Origin of the sequence: Winogradskyella marina (genome assembly GCF_015645385.1) — a bacterium.
GTDB classification, from domain to species: Bacteria; Bacteroidota; Bacteroidia; order Flavobacteriales; family Flavobacteriaceae; genus Winogradskyella; species Winogradskyella marina.
In genome coordinates, this window is the sequence record NZ_JADOET010000019.1 from 42,362 (window position 1) to 63,123 (window position 20,762).

General features: G+C 35.2%; 13 protein-coding genes and 1 tRNA gene. 8 read left to right on the forward strand and 6 right to left on the reverse strand.

Annotated features, from left to right (window positions below; all coding sequences use genetic code 11):
* The gene (gene der / locus ITJ86_RS15805) at positions 1–1,305 is read right to left on the reverse strand and encodes a ribosome biogenesis GTPase Der (protein WP_195872630.1); all 1,305 of its coding nucleotides are present in this window, start codon (positions 1,303–1,305) and stop codon (positions 1–3) included.
* Between the two features lie 361 nt (positions 1,306–1,666).
* Here der and ITJ86_RS15810 point away from each other — a divergent pair, with 361 nt between their 5' ends.
* The 5 genes from ITJ86_RS15810 (at position 1,667) to ITJ86_RS15830 (ending at position 12,784) form a co-directional block, all read left to right on the forward strand.
* Positions 1,667–3,850: a LysM peptidoglycan-binding domain-containing protein gene (locus tag ITJ86_RS15810; protein WP_195872631.1), complete on the forward strand. Its 2,184-nt coding sequence runs from the start codon at positions 1,667–1,669 to the stop codon at positions 3,848–3,850.
* A 357-nt stretch (positions 3,851–4,207) separates the two neighbouring features.
* Positions 4,208–9,409, forward strand: coding sequence for a gliding motility-associated C-terminal domain-containing protein (locus ITJ86_RS15815; protein WP_195872632.1), 5,202 nt, complete (start codon positions 4,208–4,210; stop codon positions 9,407–9,409).
* Between the two features lie 15 nt (positions 9,410–9,424).
* Positions 9,425–10,363, forward strand: a complete 939-nt coding sequence (locus ITJ86_RS15820) for a PorP/SprF family type IX secretion system membrane protein (protein ID WP_195872633.1) — start codon at positions 9,425–9,427, stop codon at positions 10,361–10,363.
* 10 nt (positions 10,364–10,373) lie between these two features.
* Positions 10,374–12,257: an OmpA family protein gene (locus tag ITJ86_RS15825; RefSeq protein WP_195872634.1), complete on the forward strand. Its 1,884-nt coding sequence runs from the start codon at positions 10,374–10,376 to the stop codon at positions 12,255–12,257.
* A gap of 26 nt (positions 12,258–12,283) precedes the next feature.
* Positions 12,284–12,784, forward strand: a complete 501-nt coding sequence (locus ITJ86_RS15830) for a GTP-binding protein (RefSeq protein ID WP_195872635.1) — start codon at positions 12,284–12,286, stop codon at positions 12,782–12,784.
* Here the strand turns inward: ITJ86_RS15830 and era are convergent.
* Positions 12,775–13,656 (reverse strand): GTPase Era, encoded by an 882-nt coding sequence (gene era, locus ITJ86_RS15835; protein WP_195872636.1) that lies wholly within the window; start codon positions 13,654–13,656, stop codon positions 12,775–12,777. The genes ITJ86_RS15830 and era overlap by 10 nt on opposite strands.
* 143 nt (positions 13,657–13,799) lie before the next feature.
* Here era and ITJ86_RS15840 point away from each other — a divergent pair, with 143 nt between their 5' ends.
* On the forward strand, positions 13,800–15,467 hold the full coding sequence (locus tag ITJ86_RS15840; protein ID WP_195872637.1) for a formate--tetrahydrofolate ligase: 1,668 nt from the start codon (positions 13,800–13,802) through the stop codon (positions 15,465–15,467).
* Positions 15,468–15,765: 298 nt separating this feature from the next.
* Here the strand turns inward: ITJ86_RS15840 and rpsT are convergent, their stop codons facing one another.
* The 3 genes from rpsT to proS all read right to left on the reverse strand — a co-directional run bounded on the left by rpsT (position 15,766) and on the right by proS (position 17,701).
* Positions 15,766–16,017, reverse strand: a complete 252-nt coding sequence (rpsT, locus tag ITJ86_RS15845) for a 30S ribosomal protein S20 (RefSeq protein WP_195872638.1) — start codon at positions 16,015–16,017, stop codon at positions 15,766–15,768.
* Between the two features lie 24 nt (positions 16,018–16,041).
* A tRNA-Glu gene (locus ITJ86_RS15850) sits at positions 16,042–16,113 on the reverse strand.
* Positions 16,114–16,222: 109 nt separating this feature from the next.
* Positions 16,223–17,701 (reverse strand): proline--tRNA ligase, encoded by a 1,479-nt coding sequence (gene proS / locus ITJ86_RS15855; RefSeq protein WP_195872639.1) that lies wholly within the window; start codon positions 17,699–17,701, stop codon positions 16,223–16,225.
* A gap of 101 nt (positions 17,702–17,802) precedes the next feature.
* Here proS and ITJ86_RS15860 point away from each other — a divergent pair, with 101 nt between their 5' ends.
* Positions 17,803–18,888, forward strand: coding sequence for a hypothetical protein (locus ITJ86_RS15860; protein ID WP_195872640.1), 1,086 nt, complete (start codon positions 17,803–17,805; stop codon positions 18,886–18,888).
* Positions 18,889–18,920: 32 nt separating this feature from the next.
* Positions 18,921–20,438, forward strand: coding sequence for an OmpP1/FadL family transporter (locus ITJ86_RS15865; protein WP_195872641.1), 1,518 nt, complete (start codon positions 18,921–18,923; stop codon positions 20,436–20,438).
* 72 nt (positions 20,439–20,510) lie between these two features.
* On the opposite strand, the gene ITJ86_RS15870 is transcribed toward ITJ86_RS15865, so the two are convergent.
* Positions 20,511–20,762, reverse strand: a 252-nt coding sequence (locus tag ITJ86_RS15870; RefSeq protein ID WP_195872642.1) for a T9SS type B sorting domain-containing protein, incomplete at its 5' end; no start/stop codon positions are given.

Below are 20,762 nucleotides of genomic sequence, written 5' to 3' on the forward strand. Positions count from 1 at the left end.
CTATTTTTTTCTCATATAAACACTTATTGGAACACCATTAAAATCGAATTCATCGCGGAGCTTATTTTCTAAAAAACGTTTATAAGGATCTTTAACATACTGTGGTAAATTACAGAAAAATGCAAATTGAGGTTGCGGAGTTGGCAACTGCATAATGTACTTTATTTTCACAAATTTACCCTTATTTGCAGGTGGTGGATATTGCTCAATAATGGGTAATAATGTTTCGTTGAGCACACTTGTTTTAATTCGTTTCGTTCTATTCTGATAGACCTCAACAGCTGTTTCAATAGCTTTAAAAATACGTTGCTTATTTAAAACTGAAATAAAAACAATTGGTACGTCTGTGAATGGAGCAATTTCTCGTCTAATATGCTGTTCAAATTCTTTAGCTGTTTTAGTGTCTTTATCAACTAAATCCCATTTATTAACTAGAATTACAATTCCTTTTCTGTTTCGTTCGGCTAGCCAGAATATATTCTGAACCTGTCCATCAAACCCACGAGTTGCGTCTAAAACCACTAAACACACATCGCAATGCTCAATTGCTCTTACACTACGCATAACAGAATAAAACTCTAAATCGTCCTTAACTTTGGTTTTACGTCGAATACCAGCCGTATCTACTAAATTAAACTCGAAACCAAAACGGTTATATTTTGTATCAATAGAATCGCGTGTTGTACCTGCCACATCAGTTACGATATATCGATCTTCACCAATTAAAGCATTAATAAACGAAGATTTCCCTGCATTAGGTCTTCCGACCACAGCAAATCGAGGCAACTCATCTTCTTCTACGTCTTCTTTTTCTGGCAAAGCTTCAACAACAGCATCTAATAAATCGCCTGTTCCACTTCCGTTTATACTTGCAATTGCAAAATAATCGCCTAAACCAAGTGAGTAAAACTCAACAGCATCTTCTAAACGTTTATTATTATCCACCTTATTAACGACTAAAAAGACAGGCTTTGTTACTTTTCTTAACAATTGAGCAACGTCTTCATCCATTCCTGTAACTCCATCTTCAACATCTACCATAAAAATTATAGCATCTGCTTCGTCAATAGCTAATTCTACTTGTTTATCTATTTCCGCTTCAAAAACGTCATCACTACCAACAACATAACCACCTGTGTCAATTAAAGAAAACTCTCTTCCATTCCAGTCTGTTTTGCCATAATGACGATCTCTTGTAACACCACTAACAGCATCAACAATAGCTTCACGTCTTTTAATTAAACGATTAAAAAATGTCGATTTCCCTACATTAGGACGACCTACTACAGCTACAATATTGCTCATTGTTTTTTATTTAAGGCTACAAAGATACTATATCCTTGCGTGTTATAGCGAACTATTATAGACTTTTCACCTTATAAGTCAAAATCAGTTTATCCCTAAATAACAATAACAAAAATCAACATAGCATATTGTTAACATCCTGTTGATAACAAGTAAAAAAATAGCGTATGTAGCGTTAATTTTTAGTATTTTTAATGCGTGTATCAAATAGGATTTTATTTACATTTTTTGCGCGTTTTTAATTAAGTTTTTTTTTGAGAATAGCCCCCTTTCTTATGGACTTATATTATTTTTAAAACCTCAAAAGAAGCCTATACAACTACTTAATTTACAATTTTTTACAATTAAATTTCAAAAGGGAATGGGGAAATATTTTACGCTAATCTTAGTTTTGGTTTTATGCTCTAAACTTAGTGTAGCTCAACAAAGCTATACCGAACATACCATTCAAAAAGGGGAAAGCGTTTATAAAATTTCTAGACAGTATGGAGTCCATGTAAACGCCATTTTTGAACTTAACCCAGGTTCTAGAGATGTCATTTATGCTGGCAATGTCTTACGAATTCCAAATTCAAGCAATACAACTGGGACGTCTAGCAATACTGTAATTACCGAAAACAAAATAAGTAATTATATTGTAAAACGTGGTGAAACAAAAATTGGTTTATCTCGACGCTTTGGTGTTAGTATTACAATGTTAGAGCAACAAAACCCACATATTGTGAGTATGCTTCAAGCAGATCATGTGATAAACGTGGACAAAAGTATTGAAGAAATCAAACCAGTCGCCAAAGAGGGTGAGCACTACGTTGTAAAAGGTGAAACGCTATGGGGAATTGCTAGAGAAAATGGTATTAGCGTCGCTCAATTAGAAGCTGCAAATTCAGATAGATTATCCGAGTTTTTACAAATTGGACAAACGTTAATTATTCCAGATAAAGTTTCTATAGACACCTCTTCTGATGAATACATTGTACAACGCGGAGACACTAAGTTTAGTTTAGCTAAGCGTTTTAACATGAGTATTTCAGAACTTGAATCAAAAAATCCACACACTGTTCCAATGCTTATGGCTGGCCATAGGTTAAAAATAAATGATAGTGAGATAGGTTTTGACCCTGAAGCCCCCTCTGATGCAATTGAGGTGACTGAGATGACTGAGGTAACAGACGTTACGGAAACAAAACCCGATTCTTCATTAAGCACAACCAATTATAAGAATTATGTCATAGAACCAAAAGAGACGCTTTTTAGTTTATCACAAAAAGCAGGTATGACTATTGAAGAACTCACAAACTTAAACCCAAAACTATTAACTGCTGTTATTGCTGGTGATATAATTAAAATGCCAATTGGTGTTTCTGGCACTACTGTTAACACATCTTCTTCAGCTGGCACTAACGACACTACGGATACAGTTGCAACAGCAGATTCTAACAATGAGGATTCAACAACAAAAATCTACTCGAATAAAAATGAAGTCCTGTTCGCCAATTTAGATACAGAAACTTCAAATGGCATTTATTTTTACACCCCTTTTTCTAGACAAGAATTAAGTTCGCCAGAAGAACGGCAAAAAATGATTAGCATCAATTCCGAGTTTCAAAAGTATATCGATTTTTTCCAAGGGTCTCAAGTTGCTATTGATTCTGCAAAAGCGCTTAACTTAAATTTTGATGTTACGTTAATAAAGAAAAACATAGCAAAATCGAACATAACGATTGAAAGTCCACACAACAAAAACGCTATTTTAGTACCTTTTTCGGATACGAGTACAACCTTTCCAAGTATTGATTCTAATGCACCAATATCTATTATCGACATTGAGTCTAACATTGAATCAAGTGATAGTATTACTGTTTATAAATCTATTCCTTCTGAAACGACTCAAATCACTAAAACCTTAAATTATTTAGCTCAAAAAAACTCAAATGTTATTGTAATTAGTGATCTTGATGAAGCTAGACACAAGGATTTAATTTCGAATGCATTACCCGAAGCAAAATTCTTAAAAGTTGATAATGCAGGATTTTTCAAATCTGATGCCTTAGAAAAAGTGCTGAACAAAAACAGACTAAACCACATTGTTTTTGACAGTGACAAAACGATTGTACTCCTTAATACAACTACGGCTTTAATGGGTAAATTATCAAATCATAATATTCAATTGGTAATGTTAGAGTCGTCGTTATTACCAAAACAAAGTGAAGTTTCAGATATGAGATACCGAATTTTACAACTTATCTTTCCTTCCACATCAAATCCACAAAACAAAATAGATATTACAGATTTTGAAAACAAATACGAAGATCTATATAGTGCTAAACCAACACGACATGCCATTTTAGGTTTCAATGTCACTTTTGATATTTTATTAAGAATTTCTCAAGATTCATCACCTGACAATTTATTAAACACAACACGTTCAGAACAACCACACCTCAAATTCGATTATCAAAAAACAACCGACAAAACCTTTTTAAATACCGGAATATATTTGATGCAATACAATTCTAATGAAGGTATGACAGAACTGCAACAATAAGTTTAAACAACGTATTTACATTAATAATGAATTAAAAAGAACTAAAATTAGTTACAATTTCAAAAATTTAATTATACGAATTGAGAGCTATATATGTATGAGTTAATAGATTAAAAAGCAAACTACCGAATAATTATAGGGTTCTAAAAATTGCAAAACACCCATATATAGTACATTTGCTCCAATAAAAAAACTACAAAACTGTATGTTTTAATTTTGCTATCTATAGGCTATTTACATATATTTGTTTTCCCTCTATCTCTCAATCAAGCAAGTAAATAATTATAAAAAACGAACTTGCTGTTCTTAAATACATGGCGTTGATTTCAACAAAAGCAATTATATTAAATTTTTTTAATGAAAGCCAAACAGTACAGTTTTAAAGGAGATCCTATACGATTAGCATTTCTACTTATTACAGTTTATTGTGGATTTACTGCAGTTAACGCACAATGTCCAACAGTTACCAACAGTACACAGTATCTATGCGATACGGAATCTGTTCTCGTTGGCGATTTAGAAGCCATCGATAATGGAGGTGGTATTGTATGGTATGATTCTCCAACCTCAACGGTTCCATTATCAAATTCAGACAGTTTAATTAGTGGTGAAGATTATTATGCCGATGATAGTTCTGGAGCTTGTGGCACTAGAGCTAGAGTAGACATTACAATTTCTGGACCACCAGAAGGCGAAAATTTTCAAGGAGTTTGTTTAGATGACCCTTCGCTTGCAACAGTAAGCGATTTAGAGGCCATTGGAAACGATGTTCAATGGTATTTATCATCTTCTGGTGGCACACCATTAAATGAGGATGATGTCTTAATGGATAACACCATTTATTACGCAGATCAAGCAAGTTTAGATGGAAGCTGTAGAACATCGAGACTATCGGTTTTAGTACTTGTTGGAGCTACACCAATTCCAACAGGAGATATGATTCAAAGATTCTGTGTCACGCCAGAATTCACTCCAACCATAGGCGATTTAGAAGCAAGTGGAAACAATAATTGGTATATCTCCTTATTTTCAGCATTAGAGTTACCTCCTTCCACACCTTTAATAGATGGACAAACGTATTATGCTACAACTACAGATCCCCCTTGTGAAAGTACAGGACGACTTTCTGTTTTAGTTGTTTTAGATATAGCGCCAAATGCTGGTGAAGATAGCACCTTAGATTTATGTGATAATACGAGTACAACAGTCGATTTATTTTCAGAACTTGAAGGTACACCGGATACTGGAGGAACCTGGACTCCTGCATTAAATAGTGGAACAGGAATTTTTGATCCTAATAGTGATGCAGAAGGAATTTACACCTATACCGTAAGTTCTAATAATAGCTGTCCAGATGATTCTGCAACGGTTACAGTAACCTATTTTCCGGCACCCAATCCTGGTACCGATGCTAGTTTAGACTTATGTAGTAATAGCGACACTGTAGATTTATTTCTAAGCTTAGGTGGCACACCCGAAACAGGAGGTGTTTGGTCGCCATCACTTGCAAGTGGTACAGGTGAATTTAATCCTAGCGTAGATGCAGAAGGTATTTATACATATACCGTTAGTGGCACGCCTCCTTGTTTAGATACTACAGCAACAGTAACTGTATCTGTCGCACCGTTTAATAATGCTGGTGAAGATGGCAGTATTGATCTTTGCGATGATAACACAACTATAGATTTATTTGATAGTTTAGGCGGAACACCTGATATTGGAGGTGTTTGGTCCCCAGCATTAAATAGTGGAACTGGAGTTTTTGACCCTACCATAGATAGTCCTGGTGCATACACGTATTCGTTTTCAGGAAATACTCCATGTCCTGACGAATCTGCAACGGTTACGGTAATTGTAAATCCGTTGCCAAATGCTGGTTCAAATGGTGTCGTAGAAATTTGTGATAATGATTCAACGGCAATAGATTTATTCAATAGTCTTGGAGGCACTCCCGAAACTGGTGGAACCTGGTCGCCAGCCCTAACAAGTGGTACAGGAGTTTTTGACCCTGTAGTTGATACCCCTGGAATATACACCTATACACTTACTGGTACTGCACCTTGTCCTGATGCATCAGCAAATGTAAATGTTATTATCATACCTGAACCTGATGCTGGTTTAGATGCGACAGTTGATATCTGTAGTAATAATGGAACATTAGACTTATTTAATTATCTTGGAGGCACTCCCGAAACTGGAGGAACCTGGTCGCCAGCCCTAGCAAGTGGCACAGGAATTTATGACCCTTTAATAGATACAAGTGACACATATACATACACAGTTACAGGCACAACTCCATGTGCAGATGTAACCGCCACAATTTCAATAAATGTAACTCCTTTTTTAGACGCAGGAATAGATGGGTCTGTTACAGTTTGTACAGATGATGGCTCTGTAGATCTTTTTGATAGCCTTGGTGGTTCACCTCAGGCCGGTGGAACTTGGTCACCAACATTAACTAGTGGAACGGGAGTTTTTGATCCACTTGTAGATTCTGGTGGCACGTATACATACTCAACATCAGGAACTGATCCTTGTTCAGATGATATAGCTATTGTTGAAGTAACCGTAGAGCAATCACCTGATGCAGGTAATGATAACACAATACTTCTATGTAGTCTTTTAAATACTGTTGATTTATTTGAAAGCTTAAATGGCACACCTCAACCAGGAGGAACTTGGTCACCTTCACTTTCAAGCGGAACAGCGATTTTTGATCCAAATAGTGATGCTGATGGCGTTTATACCTATACCATAAACTCAATATGCGGTGATGTTTCGGCAAGTGTATCAGTTACTACTATTGATGCTAATACTGCTGGTTTTAATGGTAGTGTTGAAATTTGTAGTACCGACACAACCCTTATAAACTTATTTGATAGTCTAGGCGGAATGCCAGACACTGGTGGTACTTGGTCACCAGCTCTTGCTAGTGGAACTGGAATTTTTGACCCAACATTAGATGCCGCGAACACTTACACCTATACTGTTCTAAATAGTGAAACCCTTTGTCCTGACGATTCTGCTTCTGTGATTGTTACAATTTTACCTGAACCAAATGCAGGAAATGATGGCACACTCAATTTATGTGACTCATCAAATACAGTAGATTTATTCAACAGTTTAGCCGGAACTCCAGAAGCTGGTGGTACGTGGTCACCTGCGCTAAACAGTGGATCTGGAGTTTTAGACCCGAATATAGATTCTGAAGGGCTGTATACATATACCGTAAGCAATTCGTGTGGCACTAGTTCTGCAACAGTTGATGTTTCTTTTTCTGATTCAAATGATGCTGGTACTGATGGCTCAATTGAGCTTTGTAGTTCGGAAACAACCGTTGATTTATTTAATAGTTTAGGTGGCACTCCTGATGTTGGTGGAACGTGGTCGCCTGCTCTTTCAAGTGGAACAGGTCTTTTTGATCCTAGTAGTGATGCTGCTGGTTCATATACGTATACGGTTTCTAGCACTGACGCAGCTTGTCCTGATGCAACGGCAACCGTTATAGTCACAGTTTTACAAACACCAAATGCAGGAAATGATGGTACACTCAATTTATGTGACTCAATAAATACAGTAGATTTATTTAACAGTTTAGCCGGAACTCCAGAAGCTGGTGGTACGTGGTCACCTGCGCTAAATAGTGGATCTGGAGTTTTAGACCCAAATATAGATTCTGAAGGGCTGTATACATATACCGTAAGCAATTCGTGTGGCACTAGCTCGGCAACAGTTGATGTTTCTTTTTCAGACACGAACGATGCAGGCTCTGATGGTTCAATTGAGCTTTGTAGTTCGGATACACCCGTTGATTTATTTAATAGTCTAGGTGGCACTCCTGATGTTGGTGGAACGTGGTCGCCTGCTCTTTCAAGTGGAACTGGTCTTTTTGATCCTAGTAGTGATGCTTCTGGCTCATATACGTATACGGTTTCTAGCACTGACGCTGCTTGTCCTGATGCAACGGCAACCGTTATAGTCTCAGTTTTACAAACACCAAATGCAGGAAGTGATGGTACACTCAATTTATGTGACTCAACAAATACAGTAGATTTATTTAACAGTTTAGCCGGAACTCCAGAAGCTGGTGGTACCTGGTCACCTGCACTAAATAGTGGATCTGGAATTTTAGACCCTAATATAGATCCTCAAGGCAACTACACATACACCGTAAGTAATTTGTGTGGCACTAGCTCGGCAACAGTTGATGTTTCTTTTTCAGACACGAACGATGCAGGCTCTGATGGTACAATTGAGTTTTGTAGTTCGGATACATCCGTCGATTTATTTAATAGTTTAGGTGGCACTCCTGATGTTGGTGGTACTTGGTCGCCTGCACTAACCAGTGGAACAGGGCTATTTGATCCTAGCATAGATGCTGCTGGCTCATATACGTATACGGTTTCTAGCACTGGCACTGCTTGTCCGGAGGCAACAGCTACTGTTACCGTTACAATATTAGCAGAACCAAATGCTGGAATCGACGATACGCTTAACTTATGTATAGACCAAACAGACCCAGTAGATCTTTTTGATAGTTTAGGTGGTACTCCAGACGTCGGTGGTACCTGGTCACCTGCACTAACCAGTGGTACAGGAGTTTTTGATCCAACTATAGATACCGCTGGTATTTACACGTATTCTGTAACTTCAGCAGAGTGTGGTATCACTAATTCTGCTAGTGTAACTGTTACTATTATTGACCTTCCTGATATTACAGGTCTAACAATGTCAATAGATAATAATCTTTTATGTGCTGGTTATCAGGATGCCATTATAGATATCACAGGCGCCAACCAACTACCCGACGGAGACTACTCTATTGTATACGAACTCACAGAAGCTAATAACTCAGTAAATACAATAGCCATTTCAATTACAGGAGGAAATGCAACTTTTACAATTCCTCAGGAATTATTACCAAATTCAGGTTTAACTATTGTAACACTTACACAATTATTTGTTTTAGGACAAAATTGTAGTGCAATTACAGACACTATAGAGCCAATTAAAATATTAGTTGAAGAACTTCCTACACCAGAGATTATTGATAATGGTTCTGAATTTTGTTTGGGAGACAATCCTACAATAACAGACTTAACTAACAACATAATTGATGACGGTATAGTTATTTGGTATGATGCACCTACGGACGGCACTCCTTATGATGATACGGAAGCATTACAAGATGGCACTATTTATTATGGAGCCCTTACTTCAGAATTTGGTTGCGAAAGTAATATTCGATTAGAACTCACAGTAAGCTTAATTTCTTGTATTGGAGAACTTTTAATACCTGATGGTTTTTCACCAAATGACGATGGAATTAATGACGTTTTCGATATTTTATGGTTAGATGAGTTATACCCTAATTTTAAGTTAAGTGTTTTTAATAGATACGGTAATATTCTATATGAAGGAGATATTAATTCACCTAAATGGAATGGAACCTCTAAAAATAATGACACTGAACTTCCGGCTGGAGTCTATTTTTACATATTAGAATTTAATGATGGTGAACGTGAACCACAACAAGGACGAGTCTATCTGAATAGATAATTATGACATATTAAAATGAAAAGTAAATTAATAACATATAGCATTGCGATTATAATTCTATTTTTAGGGTTCTCATCATATGCGCAACAAGATCCGCAATACACGCAATATATGTATAATATGAGTGTTATAAACCCTGCTTACGCTACAGATGATGAGACTACTATGAGCGTTGGTTTACTTTATCGTTCACAATGGGCACAATCGGTAGGAGCTCCTGTAACCGGTTCTTTCTTTGCACATTCTAAAATCACAGATCGTTTAGAGGGAGGTATTTCTTTTGTTCATGATGAAATTGGTGATGTCGTCAAACAATCTGGCGCATTTGCAGATATTGCATATGTCCTTCCTGTTGGCAAGACTTCAAAATTATCTTTTGGAATTAAAGCTGGAGCCACTTTTTACAGTACCAATTTTGATGGTTTTGTGTATTCAGATCCACTCCCAGATCCAGCCTTTGCAGAAAACATTAATAGAACCTTCCCTAATGTTGGAGCTGGTCTATACTATTTTTCAGAAACATATTATTTAGGTTTATCAGCACCTAATTTATTACAGTCAAAACACCTACAAGAAGACAGTGGCATTGTTTCTGAAGCAGCAGAAAACATTCATATGTTTTTCACTGGTGGTTATGTATTTAACCTTGGTGACAATTTTAAATTTAAACCTGCCTTCATGGCGAAATATGTTAATAATGCACCGCTTTCTATAGATGCAACAGCCAACGTTTTAATGTATGACAAAGTGGAGTTTGGATTGGGATATCGTTATGATGATTCGGTTACTGGTATGATTAATTTTTCTATGACGTCAGCAGTTCGCATTGGCTATGCTTACGACCATACAATCTCTAATTTAGGACGATTTAATTCTGGTTCGCACGAATTATTTTTATTGTTTAACATCGGAAGACTCGGAAAAGGTTACGATAAATCCCCTAGATTTTTCTAATTGAAAACACATGAAAACGTTTAAACTATATATACTATTAACGGCTTTAACAACAGGAGTGCTGTGTTTCTCTCAGTCCGTAAGCAAAGCGAATAACCTTTATGAAAACAGAGCTTATGTTGAAGCTGCAGAGATTTTTTCTAGCCTTCCCAAAACAGTCGATAATTTAGAAAAATTAGGAGATTGTTACTACTTTAATTCTGAATTTGAAAAAGCTTACAAAGCCTACAAGCAAGTGTATGATTTAAAAATTAATACCGATTTAACCGAGGATTTCTATTTCAAATATTTTCAAGTTTTAAAAGGCATCAAAAATTATGAAAAAGCTGATGAAGTTTCTACGCGTCACTTGAAGGATACCATAAACACACCAGAATTAAAAGCTTTGCTAAAACGTATTGTACCGTATAAATACGAATTAAATAATCTTACAAAAGACGTTGGAGGTTCTAGTTTTGGAGTTGGTCTTCGTGATGATAAAATTGTTTTTGCATCTACTAAAAACATAGAAAACCCGAATTATAAATGGAATGACAAACCGTATTTAGATTTATACGAAGGTGTTGTATCTAAAGGAGATGACATCACTTTAGATAGCATTCAACCGCTAAGCGATGAAATTAATTCTGTAAAACAACATGAAAGTAACGCCATCTTTACAAAAGATGGTGAGACCATGTACTTTTCTAGAAACCTAAAAAAACGAATCGATTTAGATTCAACAAAAATCGCTGTAGTTAGTATTTTTAAAGCAGAGCTTATTGACGGTGAATGGGCCAATATTGAACCCGTTTCATTTGCTAGTGAAACCTATTCTACAATGCATCCGGCATTAAACGATGATGAAACTCGCTTATATTTTTCTAGTGATATGCCTAATACTTTAGGATCATTTGATATTTTTTATGTCGATGTTTTCGCAGATAACTCATTTGGAACACCGATTAATTTAGGTGAAAACATCAATACCATTCGTAGAGAACAGTTCCCATTTATTGCCAAGGATAGTACATTGTACTTTTCATCAAACGGAAAACATGGCTTTGGAGGTTTAGATCTTTTTGCTAGTCGTGCAAAAAACAATGAATTCTTAGAAGCGCTCAATTTAGGAGAAACTATAAATAGTGAAAAAGATGATTTTGCTTTTGTGGTTGTAGATTCCATAAACACAGGGTATGTGTCCTCTAATCGCTCTGGTTTAGATAATATCTACACGTTTAAACGCATCGAAAACGAAAGAACTTATTTTATTGAAGGATTAGTTACCGATAAAGTAACTGGCGAAATTTTACCTAATACAACCGTAACTTTATTTGATAAAGATGGCAATGTGGTTGCAGAACAACGCGTTGGAGAAGATGGAAGATATAAACTTCCAACACAACCAAGTCAAAATTACTCTGTTGAAGGTTTTCAGCCTAAATATATTCCTCAGGTTGAATTTTTTGATACTAATGACAAAGGTAATATTGAATTTAATATTGAGTTAGAAATTGAGTCTTATAAAGATGCAGAAGAAATTGTTACTGATGATGATGAAGGAAATACTTTTATAGAATTAGAAAACATATATTTCGATTTTGCTAAATGGGATATAAAACCACAGGCAGCAAGAACCTTAGATGTATTGGTAGCCTTACTTACAAAATATCCGAGAATGGAAATTCAGTTAGGAGCACATACAGACTCTAGAGCGAGTTATGAGTTTAATATGGATCTTTCTGAAAAAAGAGCACGTGCAACTTTAGAATATCTTGTAGAAAATGGCATATCGAGAGCACGATTAACTTCAAAAGGTTATGGCGAATCGAAACCAATAGTTCCTTGTCGTGATAATTGTACTGAAACGGAACATTCTATTAACAGACGTTGTGAGTTTTTAATATTAAAATAAACACCTGTCACCTACTCTATTATAAGATGTCTCTCTCAAATGAAATAGTATTACGACCGCGCTTTAAATTTGAAGTAGCAACTGATAACGAAACGTTACTCAAGACCTTTGAAGCATCAAAATTAAGTCAGAAAGATTTTATCGTTTCTAGAATTGATGATCATATTTTTATAAAAATTCCTAAAAAAGATCAGCATTTTTGGTCGCCTCAATTACATTTAGAAATTAACGAAGACGGTAGTAATAAAGCCATAGTTCATGGTTTATTTGGCCCCAACCCAACCGTATGGACTATGTTTATGTTTTTACATTTTATAGTTGCCGCTTTGTTTTTTGGCTTTGGTGTTTGGGCCTATACCAATGCATCATTAGGTAACTCATATGCCATTCAAATATTTCTTACCCTTCTAATGGTGATACTATGGTTTGCATTGTATGTTTCAGGACGGTTAGGCCGCTATAAAGGCAAGCCTGAAATGCATAAACTACATGATTTTATGAATGATATCCTTAAGAGTTATCGTTGATTGTAACCAAACCGTTTTAACTGGTTCTGATTGCTTCTCCAGTTTTTATTCACTTTTACGTACAGTTCTAAATGCACTTGTTTACCAAAGAATTTTTCTAAATCTTTTCTAGCTTCAACGCCAACACGTTTTAGTGCAGATCCTTTATGGCCAATAATAATTCCTTTTTGAGTTTCACGCTCTACCATAATTACTGAACGCATTCTTATTATGTCCTCTTCTTCAAAAAACTCTTCTGTATCAACTTCTACAGCATACGGAATTTCCTTTTTGTAATGCATTAAGATTTTTTCTCTAATAGCTTCGTTTACAAAAAAGCGTTCTGGTTTATCTGTTAATTGATCTTTTGGATAGAATGCTGGTGACTCTGGTAATAATTCTATAATTCTATCAAATACATTTTGAACATTAAATCCTTCAGTTGCAGAAATAGGAAAAAATTCAGCATTTGGCACTTTACTTTGCCATAGCTCTGATTGCTCCTCTAATTGTTCTTGGTTAGAGGTATCAATTTTGTTTAGCAATAACAAAACAGGAATCTTTGAGTTGGTGATTTTTTTAAAAAAAGCGTCGTCTTTTAATTCTTTCTCACCAATTTCAACCATATAAATTAGTACATCTGCATCTTCAAAAGCCGATTTTACAAAATCCATCATAGACTCTTGTAGTTGATACGCTGGTTTTATAATTCCTGGTGTATCACTTAGTATCACCTGAAAATCTTCACCATTCACAATACCTAAGATACGATGTCTGGTAGTTTGTGCCTTCGATGTGATTATGGATAGCTTTTCACCAATAAAAGCATTCATCAACGTGGATTTTCCAACATTGGGATTACCTATAATATTTACAAAACCTGCTTTGTGCATCTTTAAAAATTTACTGCAAAGTTACAACCTTTAACGCATTAAGTAATAAAAGAGTTGAAATACAATTTTATACATGATAAAAATCACCATTTAAGCCTTATAATTCGTCTAAATTTGAGAAGTAATAATTTATATTTTCTATTATGACAGATCTTCAAATTGCAAAAAAGGTAACACTAAAACCGATTACAGCCATCGCAGAAAAATTTGGAATTAACCCTAATCTTTTAGAAATGTATGGAAAAAATAAAGCTAAAATTCCTCTGTCTTGTATCGATGAATCTAAAGCCGATAAAAGCAATCTTATTTTAGTATCTGCAATTTCACCTACTCCAGCTGGTGAAGGAAAAACAACAATATCTATCGGATTGTCTGAAGCACTGAATAAACTAAACAAAAAAACAACCGTAGTTCTTAGAGAGCCCTCTTTAGGCCCTGTCTTTGGAATAAAAGGTGGAGCAACAGGAGGTGGTTTTGCACAAGTTTTACCATTAGAAGATATTAATTTGCATTTTACAGGTGATTTTTCAGCCATAGAAAAAGCGAATAATTTATTGGCTGCTATAATTGACAATAATATTCAGAGTAAAACAAACTCCTTAGGTATAGACCCAAGAACGGTGACATGGAAACGTGTCTTTGATGTGAATGATAGAGCTTTAAGAAAAATTGTTATTGGTTTAGGAGGTACGACTTCAGGTATTCCTAGAGAGACTGGTTTTGATATAACAGCAGCTTCAGAAATTATGGCAATTCTTTGTATTGCTACGGATTTAAACGATTTAAAAGAGCGTCTTGGAAATATATTTATAGGTTATACATTTACAAATAAGCCTATTTATGCTAAAGATTTAAAAGTTGCAGGTGCAATGGCTGCCCTATTGCAACATGCTATCAAACCTAATTTGGTGCAAACTATGGAAGGAAATCCTGCAATTATTCATGGAGGTCCTTTTGCGAATATAGCTCAAGGTACCAACTCGGTAATAGGAACATTAATGGGAATGACATTTTCAGAATACACAATTACAGAAGCTGGTTTTGGCTGTGATTTAGGCGCTGAAAAATTCTTAGACATTAAATGCCAAAGTGCAGATCTCTCACCAAAAGCTGTGGTATTAACAACAACTATCAGAGCTTTAAAATATCATGGTGGCGCAGATTTAAAATCACTAAAAATCGAAGATTTAGAAGCCCTAGAACAAGGACTTCCCAATTTAGAAAAACACATAGAAAACATAGAGCAGTTTGGTTTAACTCCTGTAATTGCCATCAATAAATTTGAATCGGATAGCCTAGAGGAAATTCAACTCATAAAAGATTTTTCTAGAAGTAAAAATATTAGAGTTGCCGTTGCTGATGTTTGGGCTAAAGGCGGAGAAGGTGCTATTGAACTTGCACAACAAATCGTAGAAGTTGTTAATGATATTACCGTACAATTTAAACCGCTTTATAATTGGGAAAACAGTGTAGAGTTTAAGATCGAAACTATAGCTCAAAAAATTTATGGAGCAGATTATGTAGAGTATACTTCTAATGCTAAACGACAACTTAAACGCATTAAAAATCTTGGTTTAGATAAATTAGCCATCTGTGTCGCAAAAACCGAAAAATCATTATCAGACAACCCTAAACTTTTAGGTCGTCCTAAAGACTTTACTATTACAGTTAGAGAAATTGAAATTGCATCTGGTGCAGGCTTTTTAATCCCAATTACTGGAAATATAATGCGAATGCCTGGCTTACCTGCGCATCCTGCTTCTGAAGGTATATACATCAGTGACGATGGTGAAATTACAGGTTTGTTTTAAAACGTATTAGATAATTAATTATGACAATTTTAGATGTCTTCGATCAGGTATAAACCCCTTATTATATAACGTCTAAAATATTCAGCCCTTTACTTTTCCCGATTTTTGGTATGTGTACTAATTAAAACAACGCCTAATTTAGTTTATTGGCTTATTAAGATTTACTTTAATTGCAATCTTAGTAGTTGCAATAAAAAGACAACGCTTAACAACAAAGCCATAATACTTAAATCATAGCCATAAAAAAAGTCTTTCCAATCGGAAAGACTTTAAATATCTTAATAGAAACTACAATTATTTAAATTGCAGCAACATGTTTAGTTAACTGAGATTTTAAGTTACCAGCTTTGTTAGCATGAATTACATTATTCTTTGCTAATTTATCTAACATACTAATAACAGAAGGTAACATTGCTTGCGCTTCTTTAGCATCTGTAAGCTCACGTAATTTTTTTATAGCATTACGTGTTGTCTTATGCTGATACTTGTTAAGTACGCGTTTACTTTCGTTTCTTCTAATTCTTTTTAAAGCTGACTTATGATTTGCCATTATATTATTTCTTATTAAAAATTGTAGCCCGTAGGGGAATCGAACCCCTCTTACATGGATGAAAACCATGCGTCCTAGCCGATAGACGAACGGGCCATTTTTGGTATTTATTATTTAAATGAACCTACAACGTTTCCATTGCGGATGCAAAAATACAACTATTTTTAAATTGTGCAACACCTTATTAAATTTTTTTCAAAAAAAATTAATAAGCCTTTGCAAAAAGCACACGTTGTTTCGATGCATTCCCGCTATAAACACACTTACCTTCTTCCTTGTAATCAACTAAAGGAATGCATCTTATGGTCGCTTTTGTTAACTCTTTAATCTTTTGTTCTGTCTCAGCAGTACCATCCCAATGCGCTGAAATAAATCCTGTTTTTGTTTCTAAAACTTTTTTGAATGTTTCAAAATCGTCAACTTCAGTGGTATGTTCATCTCTAAAGTTTAAAGCTCTAGTAAATAATTCTTCTTGTATAGTACCTAAAAGATCTTTAATGGTTGAGGCTAAACCTTCAATTTTCACAATCTCTTTGGTTAAAGTATCACGTCTTGCTAACTCAACCGTATTATTTTCTAAGTCTTTAGGGCCGATTGCTATTCGTAATGGCACACCTTGCAATTCATGCTGAGCAAATTTTGCACCTGGCCTATGTGTTGTTCGTTTATCAAATTTGCAACTTACACCAAGAGCTTTTAGTTCCTTAATTATATTTTCTGCTTTCTCAGAAACCGCTTCTAGTTGTTCATCGGTCTTAAATATAGGAACAATAACAACTTGAGATGGTGCTAAGTTTGGAGGCAACACTAAACCTTTATCATCACTATGCGTCATAATCAAAGCTCCAACCAATCTTGTAGAGACTCCCCAAGAAGATGCCCAAACATGGTCTAATTTACCTTCATTATTGGTGAATTTAACATCAAAAGCTTTTGCAAAATTCTGACCTAAGAAATGTGATGTCCCTGCTTGCAATGCTTTTCCATCTTGCATTAAAGCTTCAATACAATAGGTTTCAATGGCGCCAGCAAAACGTTCGCTTTCTGTTTTTACTCCTTTAATAACAGGAATTGCCATAAAGTTTTGAGCAAATTCAGCATAAACATCATTCATCTGTACTGTTTCCGCCAGTGCTTCATCCTTTGTAGCATGTGCTGTATGCCCTTCTTGCCATAAAAATTCGGCAGTACGTAAAAATAATCGTGTTCGCATTTCCCAGCGTACAACATTTGCCCATTGGTTTATTAAGATTGGTAAATCTCTATAACTTTGTATCCAACCTTTATAAGTATTCCATATAATAGCTTCACTAGTTGGTCTTACAACTAACTCTTCTTCTAATTTAGCTTCGGGATCTACTCTAAGTTTTCCTTCATTGTCTGGATCATTCTGCAATCTATAATGTGTTACAACAGCACATTCTTTAGCAAAACCTTCAGCATTCTTCTCCTCTGCTTCAAACAAACTTTTAGGAACAAACAAAGGGAAATACGCATTCTCATGACCTGTTTCTTTAAACATTCTGTCCAATTCTGCTTGCATTTTTTCCCATATAGCATAGCCATACGGTTTAATAACCATACAACCTCTAACAGCAGAGTTTTCTGCTAAATCGGCCTTAACAACCAGTTCATTATACCATTTTGAATAATCTTCGGTTCTACTAGTAAGATTTTTACCCATTTTCCGTGTTTTGGCACAAATATTGTGCTTATGTTAAATGTATTAAATAATACAGCAAAACTAACTATTTTTGCTATGTTCAACAATAAAATAAAAGAGATATGCAATTTAAAACTAATTTAACTCAGAAATTGCCATTTTTTGTTGCACTCGGTGTACTAACCGTGTTAACTTCTTGTGGTTCGTTTCAGTATGCAGGATACGACAATGACGGTATCTATGCTACTGAAGATTACGAAAACAATACAGAAGAAACAGTGGTTACTACTTCAGTAAATGATTCTCAGTATTACAAGAATTATTTCGCTGAAAACTCGGCTGAAGTCGATGCTATACAAGAAGAATCTGAAATTTTCACAGATATCGACACGTATGAAGGAAATTATACCGAACAAGTAGTTGACCCCCTAGAGCAACAACCTGCTTATGGTGGTTGGGGACAAAACAGTAATACGGTTACCATTAATTACATAGATAATGGCTGGTATGGCTATAATAGTCCATGGATGTGGAATACAGGGTTTGGCTACGGTTACTATGGCTGGTCGAGACCTTGGGGTTATAACTATGGATACGGCTGGAACAATTATTGGCCTTATGGAGGTTACTACGGTGGCTATTATGGATATAGACATTACGCACCATGGAGATATGGTTACGGATACCATAATTACGGTTGGAACAACAGATATTACAGAAATAATAGATATGCTTACAATACTACTAGAAGAGGATCTTTATTATATAACAACAATTTAAATCGCAGAAGTAATTCAGCATTATCTAGAAGCAATTATTCAACACGAAGATTATCTAACGCTGTTCAACCTAATAGTAGACTAAGATCAAATCACAATAGTAGATTAAGATCAAATAGTTCTTCTACAAGAACAATTAGAAGAACAACGACAACAAGTCCAACACGTACCATTAGAAACTCTTCTTCAACTACAAGAAGATCTGTTCCTAATACGAGAACATCTAGATCTACGACTACTAGGTCTTCAAGTAGAAGTACAACTAGAGCCACTACTCCGACTAGAAGCACAAGGTCTTCAGGGTCTGTTCGTTCAAGATCTAGCAGCACTAGGTCATCTGGAAGTACTGTAAGATCATCTGGAAGTTCTAGGTCTAGTAGTGGTAGCAGAAGTTCGTCTAGCAGTAGTAGACGAGGTGGTAGAGGATAAAATAAACTTTAATAAATCTTAAAAAATTATATATGAAAAAGGTACTTATGCTTTGCATAGGCTTGGTAAGCACGTCTTATATTTTAGCACAAGACGTAACAGATGCACTAAGATATTCTATGGATGACATACAGGGAACTGCTCGTTTCAGAGCTATGAGTGGTGCTTTTGGAGCTTTGGGTGGCGACATGTCTAGTGTTAATATTAATCCCGCAGGTTCAGCTATTTTCAACAATAGCCATGCTTCAATATCGTTAGGTCTATTCAACACCAACAATGATGTAACCTATTTTAATAAAGCTAACTCCTCTTCCAATTCCAGCTTTGATTTAAATCAACTCGGAGCCGCATTTATTTTTAAAAACACGAACACAAGTTCGGGTTGGAATAAATTCTCATTAAGTTTTGCTTATGATAGTTCTGCTGCTTTTGATAACGATTGGATAGCTAGTGGTGTAAATGCGAATAACACTATCGGATCTTACTTTGTTGAATATGCAAATGGATTACCACTAGACAATATTTCTGCCCTTCCTGGTGAATCAATATCTCAGGCGTATTCTGAAATTGGGTCGATATATGGCTTTCAGAATCAACAGGCATTTTTAGGTTATGAAGGATATATTATAAATCCTGATGAAAACGATAGTAACGACAATTATATCTCTAATATTAATGGAGGTAACTACAATCAACGTTACGCGTATGCTAGTAGAGGCTACAATCGAAAACTAGCTTTTAATATTGCTACAAGTTATAATGATAAGCTTTATTTTGGATTGAATCTGAATTCACATTTTATAGATTATGAACGCACCACATTCTTTAATGAATCTAACTCAAATGCAAGCTCTACAGTGAGTCAAGTAGATTTCGAAAACAATTTACTTACAACAGGAAGCGGATTTTCATTCCAATTAGGAGGAATTGCAAAAGTAACAGAAGAGCTAAGAGTGGGTTTATCTTACAGCTCTCCAACATGGTATAGAATTTCAGACGAAACATCACAATATCTAGCATCATCGCGATTAGAAGATGGATCTAATGTTAATCAGGTTGTAAACCCAAATGTAATTAATGTTTATGAAGAATATAAATTACAAACACCAGGTAAAGTAACTGGAAGTTTAGCGTATGTTTTTGGTAGGACAGGTTTATTGAGTTTTGACTATGCTGTAAAAGATTATAGCAATTCAAAATTTAAACCGACAACAGATGCTCTTTTCTCTAATTTGAATACTAGTATAAGTAATGATTTAGATACTGCCGTATCTTATCGATTAGGTGGCGAATACCGTTATAAACAAGTTAGTTTTAGAGGTGGTTACCGCTTTGAAGAAAGTCCTTATAAAAATGATAGTTTTTATGGTGACCTTAACGGATACTCATTAGGAATAGGTTATAATTTTGGGAATCTTAATTTAGATTTTGCATTTAGTCAATCTGAACGCGATTATAATCATCAGTTATATTCTGTCGGTTTAACAGATGCTGCTCAAATTGAATCTAAGTTTACTGATTTTATCTTAACACTAGGGTTTAATCTGTAATTGAAAATAAAAGCATATAAAAAAAGCCTGAGTATTTAAATACTCAGGCTTTTTTATGCTTAAAATTATAGTTTATCGTTTCAAAGCAAAATGGGCTTTAAACTCTTTACGTTCACCATTGCTTGGTTCGTCGTATTCTACTGTAAACCAATAGTCGCTCGTTGGCATCGCTTTACCATTATAAGTTCCATCCCATCCGTCTCCATCTGGACTTATTTGCTTTAACAACTTTCCGTAGCGATCAAATATATAGATGATGGCGTTACTACCAATACCTTCAATGTTCCAAGTTTCATTATTTCCATCTCCATTTGGTGTAAAATA

Coding starts and splice junctions, on each gene's coding strand:
- der (WP_195872630.1), bottom strand. CDS start 1,305: ATGAGCAATATTGTAGCTGTAGTAGGTCGTCCTAATGTAGGGAAATCG.
- ITJ86_RS15810 (WP_195872631.1), top strand. CDS start 1,667: ATGGGGAAATATTTTACGCTAATCTTAGTTTTGGTTTTATGCTCTAAA.
- ITJ86_RS15815 (WP_195872632.1), top strand. CDS start 4,208: ATGAAAGCCAAACAGTACAGTTTTAAAGGAGATCCTATACGATTAGCA.
- ITJ86_RS15820 (WP_195872633.1), top strand. CDS start 9,425: ATGAAAAGTAAATTAATAACATATAGCATTGCGATTATAATTCTATTT.
- ITJ86_RS15825 (WP_195872634.1), top strand. CDS start 10,374: ATGAAAACGTTTAAACTATATATACTATTAACGGCTTTAACAACAGGA.
- ITJ86_RS15830 (WP_195872635.1), top strand. CDS start 12,284: ATGTCTCTCTCAAATGAAATAGTATTACGACCGCGCTTTAAATTTGAA.
- era (WP_195872636.1), bottom strand. CDS start 13,656: ATGCACAAAGCAGGTTTTGTAAATATTATAGGTAATCCCAATGTTGGA.
- ITJ86_RS15840 (WP_195872637.1), top strand. CDS start 13,800: ATGACAGATCTTCAAATTGCAAAAAAGGTAACACTAAAACCGATTACA.
- rpsT (WP_195872638.1), bottom strand. CDS start 16,017: ATGGCAAATCATAAGTCAGCTTTAAAAAGAATTAGAAGAAACGAAAGT.
- proS (WP_195872639.1), bottom strand. CDS start 17,701: ATGGGTAAAAATCTTACTAGTAGAACCGAAGATTATTCAAAATGGTAT.
- ITJ86_RS15860 (WP_195872640.1), top strand. CDS start 17,803: ATGCAATTTAAAACTAATTTAACTCAGAAATTGCCATTTTTTGTTGCA.
- ITJ86_RS15865 (WP_195872641.1), top strand. CDS start 18,921: ATGAAAAAGGTACTTATGCTTTGCATAGGCTTGGTAAGCACGTCTTAT.